Source organism: Acinetobacter sp. YH12045 (assembly GCF_013419925.1).
Taxonomy (GTDB): Bacteria; Pseudomonadota; Gammaproteobacteria; order Pseudomonadales; family Moraxellaceae; genus Acinetobacter; species Acinetobacter amyesii.
In genome coordinates, this window is sequence record NZ_VOZE01000004.1 from 171,422 (window position 1) to 190,978 (window position 19,557).

Annotated in this window: 22 protein-coding genes and 2 tRNA genes; 12 read left to right on the plus strand and 12 right to left on the minus strand. The window is 42.5% G+C overall.

Annotated features, from left to right (window positions below; genetic code table 11):
• The first annotated feature begins 91 nt into the window (after positions 1-91).
• Positions 92-1,972 carry a potassium transporter Kup gene (locus tag FTU02_RS07385; protein ID WP_078193161.1) on the plus strand — a complete coding sequence of 627 codons (1,881 nt, stop codon included), beginning with the start codon at positions 92-94 and terminating at the stop codon, positions 1,970-1,972.
• Between the two features lie 203 nt (positions 1,973-2,175).
• Here FTU02_RS07385 and FTU02_RS07390 read toward each other — a convergent pair whose 3' ends face one another.
• Positions 2,176-2,892 carry a hypothetical protein gene (locus FTU02_RS07390; RefSeq protein ID WP_180156528.1) on the minus strand — a complete coding sequence of 239 codons (717 nt, stop codon included), beginning with the start codon at positions 2,890-2,892 and terminating at the stop codon, positions 2,176-2,178.
• Positions 2,893-3,155: 263 nt separating this feature from the next.
• Here FTU02_RS07390 and FTU02_RS07395 point away from each other — a divergent pair, with 263 nt between their 5' ends.
• Complete coding sequence (locus FTU02_RS07395) at positions 3,156-4,244, plus strand: DNA/RNA non-specific endonuclease (RefSeq protein WP_078193159.1); 1,089 nt, start codon at positions 3,156-3,158, stop codon at positions 4,242-4,244.
• A 117-nt stretch (positions 4,245-4,361) separates the two neighbouring features.
• The gene (locus FTU02_RS07400) at positions 4,362-4,610 is read left to right on the plus strand and encodes a hypothetical protein (protein WP_180156530.1); all 249 of its coding nucleotides are present in this window, start codon (positions 4,362-4,364) and stop codon (positions 4,608-4,610) included.
• A 98-nt stretch (positions 4,611-4,708) separates the two neighbouring features.
• On the opposite strand, the gene aqpZ is transcribed toward FTU02_RS07400, so the two are convergent.
• Positions 4,709-5,395, minus strand: coding sequence for an aquaporin Z (aqpZ, locus tag FTU02_RS07405; protein ID WP_180063003.1), 687 nt, complete (start codon positions 5,393-5,395; stop codon positions 4,709-4,711).
• A gap of 165 nt (positions 5,396-5,560) precedes the next feature.
• Entirely contained in the window at positions 5,561-6,571 is a 1,011-nt protein-coding gene (locus tag FTU02_RS07410; protein WP_180024917.1) for an AraC family transcriptional regulator, read from the minus strand.
• A 111-nt stretch (positions 6,572-6,682) separates the two neighbouring features.
• Between FTU02_RS07410 and FTU02_RS07415 the strand changes: the two genes are divergently transcribed.
• The gene (locus FTU02_RS07415) at positions 6,683-7,303 is read left to right on the plus strand and encodes a hypothetical protein (RefSeq protein ID WP_180108830.1); all 621 of its coding nucleotides are present in this window, start codon (positions 6,683-6,685) and stop codon (positions 7,301-7,303) included.
• A 374-nt stretch (positions 7,304-7,677) separates the two neighbouring features.
• Here FTU02_RS07415 and hisF read toward each other — a convergent pair whose 3' ends face one another.
• The gene (gene hisF / locus FTU02_RS07420; RefSeq protein ID WP_306670495.1) at positions 7,678-8,439 is read right to left on the minus strand and encodes an imidazole glycerol phosphate synthase subunit HisF; all 762 of its coding nucleotides are present in this window, start codon (positions 8,437-8,439) and stop codon (positions 7,678-7,680) included.
• Between the two features lie 110 nt (positions 8,440-8,549).
• Here hisF and FTU02_RS07425 point away from each other — a divergent pair, with 110 nt between their 5' ends.
• From FTU02_RS07425 to FTU02_RS07435, 3 genes are read left to right on the plus strand one after another with little or no spacing between them, the layout of a single operon-like run.
• Positions 8,550-9,500 carry a homoserine kinase gene (locus FTU02_RS07425; protein WP_111884520.1) on the plus strand — a complete coding sequence of 317 codons (951 nt, stop codon included), beginning with the start codon at positions 8,550-8,552 and terminating at the stop codon, positions 9,498-9,500.
• 27 nt (positions 9,501-9,527) lie between these two features.
• Complete coding sequence (locus tag FTU02_RS07430) at positions 9,528-10,154, plus strand: DUF1294 domain-containing protein (RefSeq protein ID WP_180156533.1); 627 nt, start codon at positions 9,528-9,530, stop codon at positions 10,152-10,154.
• Positions 10,155-10,193: 39 nt separating this feature from the next.
• Positions 10,194-10,586: a hypothetical protein gene (locus FTU02_RS07435; RefSeq protein ID WP_078190495.1), complete on the plus strand. Its 393-nt coding sequence runs from the start codon at positions 10,194-10,196 to the stop codon at positions 10,584-10,586.
• 90 nt (positions 10,587-10,676) lie between these two features.
• On the opposite strand, the gene FTU02_RS07440 is transcribed toward FTU02_RS07435, so the two are convergent.
• The 8 genes from FTU02_RS07440 to hisB form a co-directional block, all read right to left on the minus strand.
• The gene (locus tag FTU02_RS07440; protein WP_180156536.1) at positions 10,677-11,564 is read right to left on the minus strand and encodes a DMT family transporter; all 888 of its coding nucleotides are present in this window, start codon (positions 11,562-11,564) and stop codon (positions 10,677-10,679) included.
• Between the two features lie 69 nt (positions 11,565-11,633).
• Positions 11,634-12,365, minus strand: coding sequence for a 1-(5-phosphoribosyl)-5-[(5-phosphoribosylamino)methylideneamino]imidazole-4-carboxamide isomerase (hisA, locus tag FTU02_RS07445; RefSeq protein ID WP_078190493.1), 732 nt, complete (start codon positions 12,363-12,365; stop codon positions 11,634-11,636).
• 193 nt (positions 12,366-12,558) lie between these two features.
• A complete protein-coding gene (locus tag FTU02_RS07450; protein ID WP_180156538.1) occupies positions 12,559-13,323 on the minus strand; it encodes a hypothetical protein in 765 nt (254 codons plus the stop codon).
• A gap of 433 nt (positions 13,324-13,756) precedes the next feature.
• Entirely contained in the window at positions 13,757-14,422 is a 666-nt protein-coding gene (locus FTU02_RS07455) for a 3'-5' exonuclease (RefSeq protein WP_180002794.1), read from the minus strand.
• Between the two features lie 174 nt (positions 14,423-14,596).
• The gene (locus FTU02_RS07460) at positions 14,597-15,070 is read right to left on the minus strand and encodes a DUF805 domain-containing protein (RefSeq protein WP_180156540.1); all 474 of its coding nucleotides are present in this window, start codon (positions 15,068-15,070) and stop codon (positions 14,597-14,599) included.
• A gap of 230 nt (positions 15,071-15,300) precedes the next feature.
• The gene (locus FTU02_RS07465; protein WP_180009276.1) at positions 15,301-15,810 is read right to left on the minus strand and encodes a DUF805 domain-containing protein; all 510 of its coding nucleotides are present in this window, start codon (positions 15,808-15,810) and stop codon (positions 15,301-15,303) included.
• 129 nt (positions 15,811-15,939) lie between these two features.
• Positions 15,940-16,557, minus strand: coding sequence for an imidazole glycerol phosphate synthase subunit HisH (gene hisH / locus FTU02_RS07470; protein WP_078193147.1), 618 nt, complete (start codon positions 16,555-16,557; stop codon positions 15,940-15,942).
• Positions 16,557-17,150: an imidazoleglycerol-phosphate dehydratase HisB gene (gene hisB, locus FTU02_RS07475; RefSeq protein WP_078190487.1), complete on the minus strand. Its 594-nt coding sequence runs from the start codon at positions 17,148-17,150 to the stop codon at positions 16,557-16,559. Before hisB ends, hisH begins: the two co-directional genes overlap by 1 nt.
• A 97-nt stretch (positions 17,151-17,247) precedes the next feature.
• Here hisB and FTU02_RS07480 point away from each other — a divergent pair, with 97 nt between their 5' ends.
• From FTU02_RS07480 to FTU02_RS07500, 5 genes are all read left to right on the plus strand, one after another.
• On the plus strand, positions 17,248-17,637 hold the full coding sequence (locus tag FTU02_RS07480) for a GNAT family N-acetyltransferase (protein ID WP_078190486.1): 390 nt from the start codon (positions 17,248-17,250) through the stop codon (positions 17,635-17,637).
• A 206-nt stretch (positions 17,638-17,843) separates the two neighbouring features.
• Positions 17,844-17,919, plus strand: a tRNA-Phe gene (locus tag FTU02_RS07485).
• Between the two features lie 137 nt (positions 17,920-18,056).
• Positions 18,057-18,132, plus strand: a tRNA-Phe gene (locus FTU02_RS07490).
• 156 nt (positions 18,133-18,288) lie between these two features.
• On the plus strand, positions 18,289-18,738 hold the full coding sequence (locus FTU02_RS07495) for a hypothetical protein (protein WP_180025927.1): 450 nt from the start codon (positions 18,289-18,291) through the stop codon (positions 18,736-18,738).
• Positions 18,738-19,460, plus strand: coding sequence for a hypothetical protein (locus FTU02_RS07500; RefSeq protein WP_180025928.1), 723 nt, complete (start codon positions 18,738-18,740; stop codon positions 19,458-19,460). The genes FTU02_RS07495 and FTU02_RS07500 overlap by 1 nt, the downstream gene beginning before the upstream one ends.
• Positions 19,461-19,557 lie beyond the last annotated feature (97 nt).

The window sequence follows — 19,557 nt, forward strand, 5'->3', positions numbered from 1 at the left end:
TATTCTGCCAAGAGAAACAATTGAATTAGACAAAAACATCTTGAGCGGTGCTATGATTCGCAAAAATCCTGTCTAAATTGAAGACAATTATATGCAAAGTACTGCACAAAAAGCCGCATTGCCTGCCATCACCTTGGCAGCTTTGGGCGTAGTATTCGGAGACATTGGGACGAGCCCGTTATATGCGCTGCGCCAATGTTTCCTCACAGCACACTTGGCGATTAGCGAAGCGTCTGTGCTGGGTATTCTGTCCCTAATTTTCTGGTGCATCATGCTGACGATTAGTTTTAAATACGTCAGCATCATCATGCGCGCAGATAACAATGGCGAGGGCGGTATTATGTCGCTGTTGGCCTTGAATCTACGAACCACACGAATTGCCGAAAACAAAAAAATCTACCTGATTGCCCTTGGCTTTATTGGGGCATCTTTGTTCTTTGGTGATGGGATCATTACCCCCGCAATCTCTGTGTTATCTGCGATTGAAGGCTTAAGTATTGCGACGCCGATGTTTAACCAATGGCTGCAACCCTTATCGATCGGTATTTTGGCGGGGCTATTTTTAGTGCAACGCCATGGCACAGGCACGATGGGTAAATTCTTTGGTCCCTTGACGCTCATGTGGTTTTTATCCATTGGTGGTTTTGGACTATGGAGTATTTCGCAAACGCCATTTGTGTTGACCATGATCAGTCCGCATTGGGCTTTCAATTTTGTGGTACAGCAGCCCTATGTTGCGTTTTTGACCATGGGTGCGGTCATATTGACGATGACAGGTGGTGAGGCAATCTATGCCGATATGGGGCATTTTGGCCGACTCCCAATCCGCTTGGCATGGTTTATTGTGGTCATGCCGTGCTTGCTGTTGAACTATGCAGGCCAAGGTGCCTTGCTACTGCGTAATCCTGAAGCTTTAGCCAATCCATTTTATATGCTGATCCCTGAATGGGCATTGTATCCAATGATTGCTTTGGCGACAGCGGCCGCGGTGATTGCCTCTCAAGCGGTGATCACAGGGGTGTTTTCTATGGTCAATCAGGCGATTCAATTGCGTTATTTGCCGCGTTTGACAGTGAAACATACCTCTGAAGTTGAACGTGGTCAGATTTATTTGCCATTTATTAACTGGGCATTGTTTATCTCGGTGCTGATCTTGATCTTGCTGTTTGAAAACAGTGCGAATTTGGCCAGTGCGTATGGCGTAGCTGTGACCATGACCATGCTCTGCGGTACGATTTTGATCTCAGTTTTGGCTTATGGTTTATGGCGTTGGCCCGTTTGGAAAGTGGCAATATTTGCAGTGCCATTTTTATTGATTGATTTGATCTTTGTTGCATCGACATCATTAAAAATCGCAGCGGGCGGTTGGGTTCCAATCCTGATTGGTGCGGTATTGTTTACGATTTTAATGACGTGGAAAGATGGACGGGCATTGGTGCTCAATCGGCTCGGTAAAGATGCTTTGCCTATTGACCTGTTTATTCGCAGTGTCAGCATGGGTAGTGAAACCAAGTTTGTTCCAGGTGATGCCGTATTCTTGACAGGAACGCCTGAGATCGTGCCTCATGCCATGTTGCATAATATTAAGCACAACAAAGTTCTGCATGAACGCAATATTATGGTTACGGTCAACACCCGAGATGTGCCATTTGTACCCGAAAATGAGCGGGTGATCACGGAAAAACTAGATGATCGATTCTATCGAATCACGATGTTTTATGGGTTTAAAGATCAGCCGAATATTCCTGCCGCTTTGGAGCATGCGTATCGTGAATTGGGCTTTGAATTTGATCTAATGCAAATCAGTTTCTTTATTTCCAGAGACCGTATTATTCATACCTTGGGTGAAGGCATGGCACCTTGGCGAGAAAAGTTGTTTATCTCTATGCAGCGAAATACCAGTCCAGTCAGCGATTTTTATCAAATTCCAACCAACCGTGTGGTTGAGTTGGGCAGTCAGATTGAAATTTAAGACGTAGATTGAACTTTTAGGCATAGATTTAAAAGTTAGACACGAAAAAGCCAGATCAATTCTGGCTTTTTTTTATCTGTAATAATTAAACTTTTTTAGTCCAAAGACATAGAGATCATTCTGTTGCTTTTTCCTGGGAGGAGTATGCGAGCAAAGCAACAGAATGAAGATGTTGCGTTATTTCATCCTTGAAAATACGCTGATTAGTTGATTGTCGCGTCTACATCTGCAGAGGCTTCAGGCGCAGCTTGGATGGCTTCGTCAGCAACAGGTGCTTCTGGGTTGGCTTGAATTGATGTATCTCCAGGATTTACACTTTGAGTCTCAGGTGCTGCCATAAAAGCATCTTGTTGTGCTTGAGGAGCTTCAGGCAATGCAGCCGATGCGCTATCGGCATTCACTGGCGCTTCTGCAGAAGAGGCAATGACGGGTGCAGCGTTGTTATCCGCTGATACGGCTTCAGGTACTTGCTGTGCTGTTTCCACAGGTGCTTCAGTTACCGCGGCTTCAGGTGTATTGGCCACTGCTGTTTGTTCAGTTGGAACGGACTGCTCTGTATGTGCGGCAGCTACACTTTGCTGTTCATTTGCGAGTGCATTTTCCGCTTCCGTCACTGCTTGTTCAGCATTTGCAGGGACTGCAGGGGCATTCGGATCGATTTGGTTTGCCTGAGTCTGTTCAGGGTTTAAGGGCTGTTCTGTTGCAGCGGCATTGACTTGTCCGGCAGGAGCTTCAACCAATTGAACTTGGCCACTTGACACCAAGTCCTGAATGGAACCAGGTTGACCATTCACGGTGGTCACAATTTTGACTTTAGATAAGCTTTCTAATGTATCACCGGGTTGAATCGGCGGCTCTGCAAATGCTGCTGCGCTCATTAAACCTGAAATTAAACCTAAACCTAAAATTTTAGAATGCATAATCACTCCGTATATTTTTATCGCAATTTTTCGTATTTTTACCTTGTCATAATTCTTGAGGCGAATTCAATGAAACATACGCAACTGCTTCATGACCTCCTATAAAGAACTGCACAACTGCGACATAAAGTTACATCAACTGCTGCTTTGTTAAACAATATTTGTGTGATTGTTAAGCAAATTAAAAAAGAAAAGTGTACTAAAATTTGCACCCTTGCTAAGCTGCGGAAAAATAGTCCTTTTAGAAGTCATTGTTGTAAGTCATGGTCAAAAAGAAACGCAATTCAGCAAATCCGCTTTCACAGTTATTTGGGCAAAATGGCATAAAAGTGCTGTTGGGTCTGGTGGCAACAGGAAGCTTTGCTATTGCTTTCGGGCAAGAAAAAATTCAACAACTTGTTTCTATGAGCAGCACTTCAAATAGCGCCTGTTTGGACCAATTTTATCGTGAAGTGCCACCTTATTTGGTCCGTGAAAGCCTACATAAAAACAGTTTTCCACTGTGTTTTAATGGCTTTAATGTCATGTATTCAGGGATATCCAAGACACCGCTTTGGGTTGCAGAAGCATTAACCCCCGCACGCCTGAGTCAAAAAATTCCGCGTGAAGATAACTTTCATGAAGAGACTCGCGTGCCGTCTGAATATCGGGCTTTGCTTTCAGACTATAAATCTTCAGGCTATGACCGTGGACACATGGCGCCAAATGCCGATATGCCCAATAAAGCTGCGCAGTTAGACAGTTTTTCTTTGGCCAATATGGTGCCGCAAGCGCCCAAAAATAATCAGCAAGTGTGGCGTGAGTTAGAAGAAGCCACACGGGCGATAGTGACCAAACAAAAGCAAGATGTCTATGTGGTAACGGGGCCGGTATATAGTGCGAAAAAATTAAAAACCATCGGGCAAGGGGTCATCGTGCCGACCGCTACTTATAAGGCGATCTATTTGCCGAAAAAAGGTGTTGCAGGCGTGTACTATGCAGACAATACCTTGCGTGATACGGCACCGACAGTCAAAGTCATGAGTATTTGTGCGCTAGAAGAACTGACTGGAATTAATTTCTTTCCAGAATTAACCGAAGACCAAAAGCGTAATACCTACCGTTTGCCACTCAAAGCCACCCAAGTCAAAGCAAATCAAGACATCGCTTATCTGCATTGGGATGCTGAAAGCCAGTGTGCTGCAGATGTCGCAGAAGACAAGATTTTAAGTTTGCAAAAAGAGTTTAAATCGAGTGGTGGTTCTGTGGGAGAGACATCCATGGCAAGCAGTGAAAATGACAACAATCAAGATGCCTTGGTCAAACAATTGATTGAAGAAATTTTGCAATATCTGCTACAGATTTTGAAATAATCGAGCAGCTAATAGCGCTGAACTGCGAGTGATGAAGAGGATCATTGCTTGCAGTTGAAATCTTTTTCACGTATTTCTATTGCTGCATCACTACAAAAAGAAAGAAGGATATCCAACATGTTTAAAGCATTTGAAAATGACACAGCGTCGCATGCAATTCATGACTTAACACTAGAAAATGGCCAAGATCGAATTAATATTTATGGCAACTTACAGGTGACGAAAGACCAAGCTGGTTTAGCTGCAGCGAAAGCTTTACAGGCATTTTTCAATGATGTGGTGACCACGCTTGAGGCAGAAACCAACTTAGCTGAAAAAATAGCGCAGGGCCGTGAAGAAAACGAAGTGGAAAATCCATTTCTTTAATGCTGTGTCATCGGCTGTCGAAGGACGCAATGCTCAATTCGGGATGAATGAAAAAAAGCTCACAGGTTGTGAGCTTTTTTTGTGGCGTATTTTTCTATTTATGCGTCTTTTGCCATCAGTTTATAGATGACCGCACCAATCACTGCGCCAATGATTGGGGCTACCCAAAACAGCCAAACTTGTGACAGCGCAGCAGTTTCAGCAAAGAATGCGACACCCATACTACGCGCTGGGTTGACTGAAGTATTGGTGACGGGAATGCTGATGAGATGGATCAATGTAAGCGCAAGACCGATCGCAATTGGGGCAAAGCCAGCAGGGGCGCGTTTATCTGTTGCTCCCATGATCACAATCAGGAAGCCAGCCGTCAGCACAATTTCAATAACTAACGCTGAGAGCATAGAGTATTTGCCAGGAGATAACTCACCATAGCCATTGGTGGCAAAACCGCCGACACCGGTAAATCCGGCCTGACCTTGTACAATGATGAATAGAATAAATGCGGCGAGGGTTGCACCCAGTAATTGAGAAATAATATATGGAGCCAGTTCTTTTGCTTCAAAACGACCGCCTGCCCACAAGCCGATACTCACTGCAGGGTTAAAATGTCCGCCTGAGATATGACCCAGCGCATAAGCAGCCGTTAATACGGTTAGACCGAAGGCCAGTGCCACGCCAGCGAAGCCAATGCCAAGTTCAGGAAAGGCTGCAGCCAAGACCGCACTACCACAACCACCAAAGACCAGCCAAAAGGTACCGATCAGTTCTGCTAAATATTTATTCATTTAAAACTCCATTTGTTTTTGTCATTTGGAATAGATTTTCAATCTTTCACTCAGCATGAGTGCAATCTAGTTGTGAAGTGTTGTTTTATTCATTTATTGAATATGCATAGATTTAATGGATTTTGCTGAAAATCACAACATTAAAATGATAACTGTGTCACATTTTTAACTTGCTGCTTCAATTTGCGATAAGCGCCATTGCTGTGGGGTTAAGTTTCGCCATTGTTTAAACGCACGTTGAAACGCACTCTGTTCTGAATAACCCAGCAGTAACGCAATTTCTTGCAAACTTAAATGCGGGTCTCTTAAAAATTCTTCAGCCATCATGCAGCGGACTTCCTGCATACGTTGCTGATAGGTACTGCCTTGTTGTTGTAAATGGCGTTGTAATTGTCGGACGGAAAGATTGAGTTGCGTAGCGACATGTTCAATTTGGAACTGATTTTTTTGCAAACCCATTAAGATGGCTTGCTGTAAGCGTTGGTCGATTTGCGTGGTATTCGGCAGTTTTTCTAATAAAGACTGTGCTTGTTGCATCAACAGTTTTTGTAAGGTCTGATCGCCTTGGGAAAAAGGGCGAGACAGTTCTTGAATGGGAACGATAACCTTCGACTTTTCTTGGGAAAAACGAACTTTGCAGCGAAAATATTGTTCATACTGAGCGACATTTTTCGGTGCAGGATTATGAAAATGCACTTCGTGTAAATTGATATCTTCAAAACGCATAAATAATTTTAGAAACTGCAGCATTAACGCAATCGCAATTTCATCGGTCAATTGATTGGCCATATTCATGGGTAAATCATTCCAACCGATGGAGAAAAAATCATTTTGAATATCAATCAGCAATGGACTGCCATCGAAGATTAAGCGATGAAAATCATGGTAGCGGAGCAGTGCTTCGCCCAAGTTTTCACAGGACAGGGCAATATACGCAATAATGCCAATATGTTTGGGTTGCACATGTTCTGCAATTTCTAAACCCAGCGCAGGCTTTTGGATCTTTTGATCTAAATCCATCAATAAATCACGCCAAATGGCATAATCAAAACGCTCTAAGTTTTGAACTTTATTCAGTTTTTCAGGAATAGCAATGCCTTGAGCTTGATGATAAGCATAGAGCAAATGGCCGAGTCCTCCATAGACCGATCCTGTATAGTCCTTGAGTTGTTGCATATTTTTTTAATTCTAAATTTTGTCGTGTTTTGTCAATAATATTAAAAAAAACGGTCAATATCTAGCCCTTTTCATTACCTATAGTGGAGCTAAGAAAAGGAGATATTGGTCATGTTAAAAGGTTTTATTGCGGGGTTGGTCGTCGCCAATGCCTTTGAATGGTTCGCACATAAATATGTTTTGCATGGCACACATCGGTCAGGTAAGCCACGTTTTAGTCCAGTACCGAAAAGTATGAAATCACATTGGGAACATCATCGTGAAGTTCGAAAAACAGATTTTCATGATCATGGCTATGTTGAAGGTGTACAGAACTGGCGCACGAAAAATGAAATATTGTCACTGGTGGCAGTTTCAGCCGTATTTGTCCCGCTATTTTATCCCATTTCCAAAGGAATGAGTTTGTCTGTGCTGTATTGCGCAGGGAATTATTATTATATCCATCGTCGCGCACATCTTGAGCCAGAGTGGGCGATGAAAAAGATTCCATGGCACTATGACCACCATATGAACTCAAATCAGGATGCCAATTGGTGTGTGACTAAGCCGTGGTTTGATTATATTTTAGGAACTCGGGTGATCTCGTCGGCGAAATTACAGGAACAGAATCCACTGGGTGTGCTACTACCGACAGCGATTGCCAAGCCATTGTCACACTGGGTCAATCGGGTCTTTCCTGCAAAGTGGGTGGCTGAGCGTGAAAAGCCAGTTGCACTGCTTGAAACGGTCTAATATGAATGCACTGTGCGTTTTGACAACAAGCTTTGCCATCCAATTGAGCTGTCGCAATTTGTCAATAAATTATGAATCTACTGTCAATCAAATGCCGTGTAAATGCCCTATATTTAAAACATCAAAAGGCTTGTACACGACGAGTTGATTGATGAAGTTGCTATGTATATTTTTTCATTTGTTTTAAGTATCAGACCAAGTGCTGTAGTTTTTCTTGGTTTATAGGAGCCGACAAGGCTCCTTTTTTTATGTCTATAGTGGATGAATTGTATAGACGATACTCTGCTACAAATCAATGGAGTTGCATCAAAAACACCAAAGCAAAAAAAGAGCGAATCATCGCTCTTCTTCAATCTTCATTGAAAATGAATCAATTAAAGACGCATTTCAATGCCTTGTTCTGCTAGATATTTTTTCGCTTCAGGAATGGTGTGTTGACCGAAGTGGAAAATAGAGGCTGCAAGCACCGCATCTGCACCGCCTTTTAAAATACCATCGGCCAAATGTTGTAGATTACCGACACCACCAGAAGCAATGGTTGGAATGGTGACACGGTCATTGATATTACGCATCAGTTCAAGGTCATAACCCGCTTTGGTACCATCTGCGTCCATTGAGGTTACTAATAATTCACCCGCACCGAAGTCAGCCATTTTTACAGCCCACTCAATAGCATCAATACCTGTTTCTTTACGACCACCGTGGGTGAAAATTTCCCATTTATTATCGCCGGTTTTTTTTGCATCAATAGCAACCACAATACACTGTGCGCCAAAACGCTGAGAGGCTTCTTGTACAAATTCAGGGTTATAAATAGCCGCAGAGTTAATCGAAACTTTGTCCGCACCGGCATTTAATAACAAGCGGATATCTTCTACTTTACGCACGCCACCACCGACTGTTAATGGCACAAATACAGACTCAGCCATACGCTCTACTGTACGGTAAGTAGTATCACGACCATTTGAGGTTGCGGTAATGTCTAAGAAGGTAATTTCGTCCGCACCTTGTTCGTTATAACGGCGTGCAACTTCAACTGGATCGCCTGCATCACGAATATCAAGAAATTGAACACCTTTCACTACACGACCGTTGTCCACGTCGAGGCAAGGAATAATACGTTTAGCAAGCATAATTTTTTCCAAAAATAACAGCCGATTATGAAACTTCGCGACTTAGATGCTACACCTTAGTAGTCGGAGCGGTTATTCTATCAAAAATATGTAAGTTTTTTCGCAGGTTTTCTATGTCGGTTTATACCACTTTGACTTTAAAGGAAGTTCAGGATTTTGCAGCACCTTATGGACTGGAGGTGATTGACCTGATTCCGATTCAAGGCGGTATTCAAAATACCAACTATTTTATTGTTTGCGAAAATGGCACGCAGTATGTATTAACCGTTTTTGAAGAGATGGACGAGCAAGGTGCAGGGGAACTGGTGCCTGTACTCGAACACTTGGGGCAGGCTGGTCTAGCTGTGCCTGTACCACTGAATCATTCAGGTAAAGCGATTCATAGCTTAAAGGATAAACCTGCACAGATTGCGCCACGCATGCAAGGTCAACATCCCATGCCTGCGAGCTTAGCGCAAGCAGAAGCGATTGCTGTAGCCCAAGCGAAAATGCATGTGGCTTTACAAGATTTCCCTTTGGAACGTGCAGAATATCGTGATCATGCTTATTGGTTACAAGTTTCACGTGATATTCGTCCAACATTAAATGAAGCAGATACCACGTTACTTAACAATCTGTTGGGCTTATATGACATCTTAACGGCGATGTATCCAGACCGTCCTACCGGTTTTATTCATTCTGATCTGTTCCGTGACAATACTCTATTTGAAGGCGATCAACTCAACGGCATTTTAGACTTTTATGAGTTAAATAAAGACGAACTCTTGTTTGATATTGCTATTACTTTAAATGACTTTTGTACTGAATATCCGGATGTGCATTTGAATGAAGACAAAGCCATTGCCTTTTTAAATGCATATGAAAGCGTGCGCCCATTAACCGCAGATGAAAAATCATGTCTAGAGTTATATTTGGCAATGGCGGCGGGTCGTTTCTGGATGATGCGTTTACAGGTGGCACAGAAAAATGCGGCAGAAGGCCGTACAGGGGATGATATTTTGCAGAAAAACCCTGCTGAAATGCGTAATATGCTGATTGAACGATTAAAATTCGTCACAGCATAAATTTTAAAAACAACGAGAGGGAAAAGCATGCGTGATCAAGGACGCTTAGTAGAATGGTTTGATGATAAGGGCTACGGCTTCATTCAACCGAACGATAGCACCAAAGATCGCGTATTTTTGCACATTAAAGACTTTTCCCGTCCCGGCCCACGACCAATCGTGGGCTGCGCGTTGGATTATGCTGTGATCTTAGACGAACGCGGACGCTTTCGTGCGCAGCAAGTGCATTACTTAAAAGCCTCACAAACCAAAGCTACACAACGTCCCAATAAAAAAAATGTGGTGCAGATGCCGCGTCAGGCACAGCCGATGCAAATCTTGTGCATCATTTATATCCTCGCCTTGGCGGGCTTGTCTGTGGCGGGTTTACTCAGTGGCATGGTGCTGCTTTTTGTGAGTATTATTAATGTCTTGACCTATTGGTTCTATGCGCAGGATAAAGAAGCTGCACAAATGGGCAACCGACGTGTGCCAGAAAATACACTGCATCTTTTGTCTTTTTTAGGTGGGTGGCCGGCGGCATGGCTAGCTCAGCAACGTTTGCGGCATAAAACACAAAAACAACCGTTTCGAAAAATATATTTCTGTACTATAGCCTTTAACATATTACTGATTTTATGGCTAATTTCACCATTTAATATCCTACATATTTAGGGTGGAATGATCCGCAAAATCATCATGACGGAGAGCGAAATGAATTATTCCATTGATAAAGATCCAAACCGCCTGCTCACGATTATTTTGTATATTCTTTATATTGTGGCGATTTTTTCTGCCGGCTTGCTTGCGGTCCTCGCGTTGATTATCAATTACGTCAAACGCAGTGACGTCCGCGGTACGATTTTTGAAAGCCATTTTACTTGGCAGATTCGTACGTTTTGGTGGTATCTCATTTGGAACATCATTGCTTTCGTGCCGTTTATTTTTCTGTTCTTTACTGGCAATAATGCCAATGCTTTTGCAGGTGTAGCACTGGGAGCGAGTACCTTCTGCGTCACGGTAATCGGACTGTCTTGGTTATGGATTGTGTACCGCGCGATTAAAGGTTTAATCCGTGTCAATGACAACCGACCGATGTATGACTAATGCGAGTTCAGAACTTTTTGGAATAAAAATCTTAGCATCAAAAAAGCGACCGTATGAGTCGCTTTTTTGATCTAATAGAGGATGCAGAAATTAGCGTTTCTTTAACCATTTCGGCCGCCATTCACTCACAATCACACCAAGCACTACACACAGTCCGCCAATGAGAGCGAGCGGTGTTAAGCGTTCACCCGCAAGTCGCCCAATGATTGCGGCCCAAACCGGTTCACCTGCATAGATGATTGCCGCCTGTGCAGGATCAACCATACGCTGCGCCCAGTTCATCACCAGTTGAATCACGGCGCTGGCCAGCCCCAATCCGCACAGTACAGCGATTAATGGCCATTCAAATTTGGGCAATGTGGTTTCACCTACCATTGGAGCAAAGCAAAAACAGAACAGTGAGGCAAATGCCAATTGTAGAACCGTCACTCTGCGCAGATTGACGCGGGGTGCAAAATAACTGATCAAGATAATTTCAAAGGCAATGGCAATCGACCCGAGCAGCGTAATGATTTGTCCAAAGTTGAGCTGAATGGCGCCAAAACCATTACCAGTTAAAAAGACCAAACCGACAAAAGCCAAACTTACCCCCAGCCATGTCATCACATGCGGTTTATGCCGAAAACAGAGCCACATAAAAATCGGCACCAGCGGTACATACAGCGCTGTTAAAAAAGCTGATTCACTGCTGCTGATGCTTTGCAGGCCGATTGTTTGCGTCGCATAGCCGATCGCAATCACCGCGCCGATACTTGCGCCCGCAATGACATCATATTGAGAAAAGTGTCTAAGATATTTGAGTGATAAAAGACTCACAGCCAGTGTTGCTGCGGCAAAACGTAGACCGACAAACAGCACTGGACTGCTAAAATTTAAACCGTATTGCACGGTGATAAAACTGGCGCCCCAAATCATGGTAATCAGGATGAGTGCGAGCTGCGGAAACTTGGCTTTCCAAGCAGATTGGACGGTTGGCATGTGTATTTGAATGTTCAAAGAGGAGAAATAAAAAAAGAGGCCCGAAGACCTCTTTTCTGCTCGGGTAAATTACAAGCTTTGTTGATCAAGCAGTAATTGAGCTTCACGAAGGTTCAATGTGCCTTCATAAATTGCACGACCGGTAATCGCACCTAAAATGCCCGGTTGGCCTTTTAAGTTACGCACGTCGTCTAGGTTGGTCACGCCACCCGATGCAATAACAGGTAAGCCTGAATAGGTTGCAAGGTTAACGGTTTGTTCAACGTTCACACCTTGCATCATGCCATCACGTGCGATGTCGGTGTAGACAATGCTCGATACGCCAGCATCTGCAAAGCGTTTTGCCAAATCAGTAGCTTTCACGTCTGTGACATTTGCCCAACCATCTGTTGCCACCATGCCGTTCATGGCATCGATACCAACAATGATATGGCCTGCAAATTTTTTGCACGCTTCTTCAACAAATTCAGGCTCTTTTACCGCTTTTGTACCAATGATGACAAACGAGACGCCTGCATCAAGGTAATGTTCAATGGTTTCAAGAGAGCGGATACCACCACCAATTTGAATTGGCAATTCAGGCTGTGCTTTAGCAATCGCTTCAACCACAGGCTTATGAATCGGTGTACCAGCGAAAGCACCGTTTAAATCTACCAAATGTAAGCGACGCGCGCCTTCATTTACCCAATGCTGTGCAGTTGCCACTGGATCGTCAGAAAATACGGTATCGTCTTCCATACGACCTTGTTTTAAACGGACACATTTGCCATCTTTCAGGTCAATTGCAGGGATGATCAGCATGCTTTCGCTCCTTGCTCAATCAAATTAAGAATGAATTTGTACCTAATCTTATCAAATAAACGGCTATTCACTAAATGCTAATATCAGAATTGATGAATTAAAAAAGCCTGACATAGGTCAGGCTAGTGCAAATAAAGGATTGGATTTTATTGTTGGTCTATAAAAATGCGCTGTGTATTAGCGTTTTTAGTCATTAAACATAAGCGGTTGTTTGTAATAAATCGCTGTTTACGGATTGAAGTAAGCTACCGACATCGTATAAGCCTTGATTGAGGGCTGTGGTACTTTCACCGACCACTTGAACAAGATCACCCACTACAGGAAATTCAGTGGCAATCGATGTAATCGGTACAATGTCATCCAGTAAGGTATCTAAAGTGCCTGAAACATCTTGCACGACACCACCCACACTTGCTAATGGATCATTCAGGACGGCTGTTAATAATTCGCTAGGATCAATACTGGCTACATAGTCGCCCGTTTCAGCCAATAAGCCAGTCAAATTCTCTGTGGTTTCGCCGACAGCATTCAATATTCCTCCTAATACTGGAACGTCAGCAAGACTGTCTGTGATTGGTGCTGCAACACCAGCAATATGATCTATTAAGCCCGCGACTTCTGTTACTGTTTGACCGACCACACCAGTTACGCCATTGAGAGCGGTTTGCACCCCACCAAGAAGATCACCCGTCGCCAGTTGATCGGCTACCGCATGTAAGCCTTCGTCTAAGGTGTCGACCAACTGATTTTCAACTGCCAGTACTTTTTCGATGGTCCCACCAATCAGTGGTAGTTCAGTCAGTGCATCCGTTAAGGGCGCTGTTAAGCTATTAACGGTCTTTAATACGCTGTCTACTGTATCCAAAACACTATTTAAAACCAGTCCAACTGCTTTACTGATCCCTTGTAAAGTCAGGCTGAGTACGCCGCTGATTTTTCCTGTAAATAAGTTCAACATGTCAGGTTCTCCAAGTTTTTAAATTATGATGTGTTATGTATTTGGCAGACTTTTTTTAGCAAAAGGAGATTGATGAAAACAAATTATGAAAGTATAGAAAGAATGAGATAAATCATGTAATTCTGCTAGAAAATCTAGAGAGATCAAAACCTTAGTTGAATAAAAATATAAATGTATATTAATGTAATTAAAATGAGTTAAATCAAAGATATAAATGTACTTAAAAGGTGCGATTTTATTGTTTTTAGACTGTGCTGTGACTATTTTTAAGGCAATAAGGTACTGTTCAAATCTTTAGCGCAAATAAACTGCAAATTCATTGGCACTCTTCAGCCGATCTTTGCACTTGGTCATGCCATAGATTGGGGCAATATCCAGTTACAGAGCGGTTACATCGCTGAATATAAATTAAATCATTAAAATAATTAAGGATTTATAAATTCATGTGCGGACGAATTCTTAGTTTGAGAGAAGTATTGGGAATGGTTTTGGGTAATAAGCCACGTTGTAATAATTCTTCAAAGACCAAAACAGGGGCATAGGCATCGGCAGCGGCATAACGAATTTGCTCCGGACTTAAGCGCTTTTTGGCCCAATTCGAGGTGCTGACCGATTTAGATTTTGGAAAATTCACACGAAAAAGCAGTGCCATGGCATTTTTTAAACCTAAAGGTTGGCTTAAGCCAAAAGAAGCAAAGCACTTGGAGAGTTCCAATACACTATTCAGTTCGATGCCTTTTTTACGAAATAAATGCGCATCATTTTTTAAGCCAAAACCCACTTTAATTTGATCACGATTACTCAAGATCGGCTTTAAAAAATCCCAAGTGCATTCGTTCATTTGAAACAACCACGCCTGTTGCGCCGTAGCGAGTTGGATTAAATGTGGACCGGTAGAGACCTCACCTTTACGAAAAGTCGGCTTAGATTCAGAGTCGAAACCGAATAAGGCAGTCGTCTGCAATTCATCGGCCCAGTGTTGGCATTGTTCTGCATTGTGAATGACATGGATCTGCTCTGGCACTAAATTTTGGAACAATGGAAAATTTTTAATCTGTTCTTTTGTTGGCAAAATAGGTGTCAGTAGAGCATCAGTCATTATGATTTAATTCAAAGGCTTGTTGTTGCAGCCTAGAGCGTTTAGTAGGGAAATGCAAATACCGAGATGTGGCGTTGAGCATGAGCCATTGACTCATCGGCCTGTCATAGCGCGTTGCTATGACAGTGACGAGGGTACTTAAACACAGTGACCAAGAGGCTTAAAGACAGTAACTTAAAACAGAAAACGCGCAGTAAATAATACATTTACCAAGATCAGTAAGAATAAACCGATAAAGAGAAAGGCGAGGACCACCTCCCATGTTTTGGATTCACGTGGCTCACCATATTGATTGGCATTTGCAGACCCGGGGATGAGCATCAGCGCAATGCACATAACGATATTGAGCAACGGAATCAACTCTAAGAGTGCAAACCAGCCTGAGAGATTAAAGTCATGCAAACGACGCACTGAAAAAATCATCAAAGGGATCAGCATTAAAATATTTAGGATAAATCCAATCACTTGCGTCATTGGATTTTCAGCATGAGCTATTAGGGCATTGAGGGTATTGGGCATCATGCTGACGATCAGTAGCATCAATATGCTCAGCATGAGGCCATAGAAGACATTCCAACCGATAAAAGACATGCGATTAAAACGACCGTCACGGTTCCAACCAGAGTTTATATTGGGTGAATTATTCATATTAAATGATCTTAAATTATCGTAAAAAGTATAGTTATCATTCATTTTTAGCCGCAAAAAAATTGAGCTAAAAACGACATAAAAATGTGAAAAAGTACAGGATTTGATCCTGAACATAAAAAGCGCGTTGATTATAAAGGTAAAGTACAAAAAAAGCCCACATGTGTGAGCTTGTTTGAGTAGATGTATTGCTGTTTAGAGCGATCTAGGCGGCATTTAATGATTTATCATTATTGTTGTTGAATCGTGGTTTGCTGAGAGCGGATCACATAGTTTTGGTAAGACGGAATCATGATCGCAGCAAGTATCCCGACTATAAACACCACGATATACAAAACAGCCAGCACTGTTTCCCAGCCTTTGGTCGGGCGTGGTTGTCCAAAGCTATTACTACCGCTATTACCCGGTGCAAATAACACATAGAGCGCAAATAATATATTCACTACAGGAACTAAGATCAGCAGTGCAAGCCATCCAGAATGGTCTCGGTCATGTAAACGACGGATTAAGAAAATGACGCTGTAATAAATGACGATGGCATACATGATAAAGAAAATAATCATGAGTGGCGTCGACATTGCACCCTCAGTCAACGCATTTTGCGCACCGGGTATGAGCAGGCCGACTACAACAGCAATTAGCGTAAAAATAATGCCGAGAAGTAGATTCCATGCAAGATATGCGCGCCGGCTAAAGCGGCCACTGGCTTGGGTCGGTGAGTCAGATGTGAATGTATTCATTATTATTCCTAGGCTTTGGTATTTTTATAAGTAGGCAAATTCTAAAATGAATATGTAGAAAATAAAAGGATGAAAAATAAACAGTACAAAAAAGCCCGCAAGGAGCGGGCTTTTTGCGGCGAAGGAATTTTAAATATCCCATTCCACAAAGTTTTTCAGCAATTGCAGACCGGCTGTATGACTTTTTTCTGGGTGAAATTGTGTCGCAAACAAGTTTTCCTTGTGAATTGCGGTACAAAATTCCAAACCATAGTCACAGGTAGCAGCGACTATGCTTGAGTCTTGCGGCTCTACATAGAAGCTATGTACGAAATAGAAACGTGCATCTTGCTCAATGTTTTTCCACATCGGGTGGCTTGGGTCTGCCTGATGCACTTGGTTCCAGCCCATGTGCGGCACTTTTAATCCCTCTACATCAGGGAAGCGTTTAACCGAACCTTCAAAAATACCCAATGCATCTGCACCGCCATTTTCTTCGGAATGCTGCATTAGGGCTTGCATGCCGACACAGATCGCAAGCACAGGTTTATTAAATGCCGCTTTACGGACGACTTCATCAATCCCTGCATCATGCATGCCTTGCATACAGTCACGCATTGCTCCCACACCGGGGAACACAATTTTATCTGCTTGTGCAATCAGCTTAGGATCATTGGTGACATCAACAGTTGCACCCACGTGTTCGAGGGCTTTTGCTGCTGAGTGAAGATTTCCCATGCCATAGTCAAGAAGGGCAATACGGGTCATTACAATGTTCCTTTGGTAGACGCAACAGTATTTTCGGCACGCGGGTCAACTTCACACGCCATACGTAATGCACGGGCAAAGGCTTTAAATACGCTTTCAATTTGGTGGTGGCTGTTTTTGCCTTTTAGGTTGTCGATGTGCAGCGTCATTAACGCATGGTTCACAAAACCTTGGAAAAATTCAGAGAAAAGATCCACATCAAAAGTCCCGATGCGTGCGCGAGTGAATGGAATATCCATCCAAAGACCCGGACGGCCAGATAAATCAACCACAACACGACTCAGTGATTCATCCAGCGGCGCATAGAAGTGACCGTAGCGACGTAAACCTTTTTTATTGCCCAGTGCTTGAGCAAAGGCTTGGCCAAGTGTAATCCCACAGTCTTCTACGGTATGATGATCGTCAATTTCAAGATCGCCATCACAATGAATATCAATATCAAACAGACCATGTCGCTTGATTTGATCAATCATATGATCTAAAAATGGAACACCAGTGTTTAAAGTGCCTTGACCAGTACCATCAAGATTCACACGAACTCGAATTTTGGTTTCGTTGGTGTTTCTTACCACTTCACTGATACGATCTGTCATAGACACGTTCCTCAAATACGTCAAAATGATTGATGTAAAAATATTTTCGCTGTGACGAAAAGTCACCGCATATTAGATTGCTCAGGAGGGTTTATCAATGCCTATTACCGTACATGCCTATACTTCTTTGGAAAATGATGAAGTGCGCAGCCAGCTTGAGCGACTGTATGACACCAGCCCTGAGTTTAGCGACGGTTCCGATGCGATTGAACAACTTGAGCAGAACTTAGCTCAGTATACCTTAGTTTATACTGCAGAATTTAATACAAAATTGATTGGCGCGATTTGGTGTACAGGCCAAGGTGAAAGCAAAACCCTTGAATATATTGTGGTACACCCTGCAAATCGTGGGCGTGGTGTTGCAGAGCGCTTGGTCAGTGAGGCTACCCGTATGGAAGAAGAAAAAGGGGTGAAGACTTTTGAGCCGGGTTGTGGCGCGATACATCGCTGTTTGGCGCACATTGGTAAAATTACTGCGGCTGAATAACTGGTCCCCCAATTGAAAGCAGCCATTGAGCTGCTTTTTTGTTGGATAAATACGTTGTCGTCACAGTAATTTCAGCTGTGGAAATTTAAAAGCACTCAAAAAATAAGCAAATAATGTGAAATATTGATTTAAAAATAAACATTTGCACAAAAAAGTGCAACGGATGCTTGACGCCATGAGACTGAAATTGTTTAATACGCCCCATCGGCGTGATAGCTCAGTAGGTAGAGCAACGGATTGAAAATCCGTGTGTCCCCAGTTCGATCCTGGGTCTCGCCACCATATTCAAAACTGATTTTTCAGTTTATCAATCCCTGATCCCATCAGGGATTTTTTTTGCCTAAAAAATATGCATACGAAAAATATTTTTATAAATATGATTGACTAATTGACTGAGATACGGCTTAATACACCGCATCGGCGTGATAGCTCAGTAGGTAGAGCAACGGATTGAAAATCCGTGTGTCCCCAGTTCGATCCTGGGTCTCGCCACCATATTCGAAAAAACCTCAAACCATTGTTTGAGGTTTTTTTTTGCCTGTTGTTTTTTCGGTTGTTTATCATTTACACAATTTAACTGCTACAATCTACCGAATATAATTTGACTAATAGTTAAAAAAATTTTTAAAAATAAAAGGTATGACAATGCATATGAACAAAATGTTAATGGCTTTAACTGTAATGACAAGTGCTTTATTAACAGCATGTGGTGGTGGAAGCAGTGGGAGTTTTAATTCATCTTATGAAAAAGAATTTACTTTTGGTACTCAAACCTATATTTGCCGCAGTGAAAAAGCAGCAAATGCATGCGGTAGTGCAAGTCGAGATTGTTCAGCGTGTGATCTTAAAACACCGTCTACAAATGTGATCACGGCAATATGTACTCAACCTGTAGCAAATACCCATAAAGTGACAACAGCAGGCTGTGTATTAAAGCTAACAAATGATACCCAGACAGGAATCTGTACATCAGAAGGATTAAGATTATTGTCAGGCAGTAATCGAACTAAAGAAGAAGTGAATCAGGGGGCATTATTTACAAATGGAAGTTTGAAAATCACGCTGGCGAATAACGTGACTGAAACGATTACGTGTAATTAATGCTGATGAAATTCATTGTGCCAATGTTGATTGGACTCGTCTGTTTTGGATTGGGCTATTTAATAGCCCCGTCTAATACTGTATCTGATGATCCTACAGTTATAGAAAGTAATAGAGATCAGACAGGGATTAGGTTTATTCAAAACCTTCAGCAGAATATACCTGAGCAGTCTGAAAATAATATCGAATTACAACAGCAACTTAAAAATCAAATGACTCAGGTGAATGCCGTCATTGATCAGGCGACACCACAACAGTTGGATCAATATTTAAAACAAGCTTTTCCCAGCTATGATTTATCGGCAATAAAAAACAAACGCGAATTTGCGAAGCATCTTGTACGCGAATTTGTTGATGCAAAAAATAATCCTCATGAGCCTATGAGTGGACGAGCCGCGGTTATGGCACAGCAAGAATACGGGGTTGAAAATGTACTGCCGCGTGACATTTATGCAGAGCAGCAGTTGTTTGCTCACTTTGATACTTTAGGAAAAACTCCGAATAATGAGCAGGTTTTTGTACGTTGGAGCGATCAATCTACTGGAGAAGTGCTGTTTTTTATGCCTCAACGGATTAGTGCTCAGCGTGAACAGAATTGGGTCAGTTTTAGTCCTGTCGCTGGCTGGAAGCCAGGGCACTATGATGTGAAATATTATCAAATGAATGATCAATTAAGCCCGATTGCACAGACCAGTTTTTATATACAGCACGTGATTGAGTAAATATTTGAAGCTCAAATTTTATCGCTGAAGCTATGACTTAAGTGCTAGTTTCCGACCCTAAAAATTCGATTAAACTGATAAAAAACGACCAATGAAT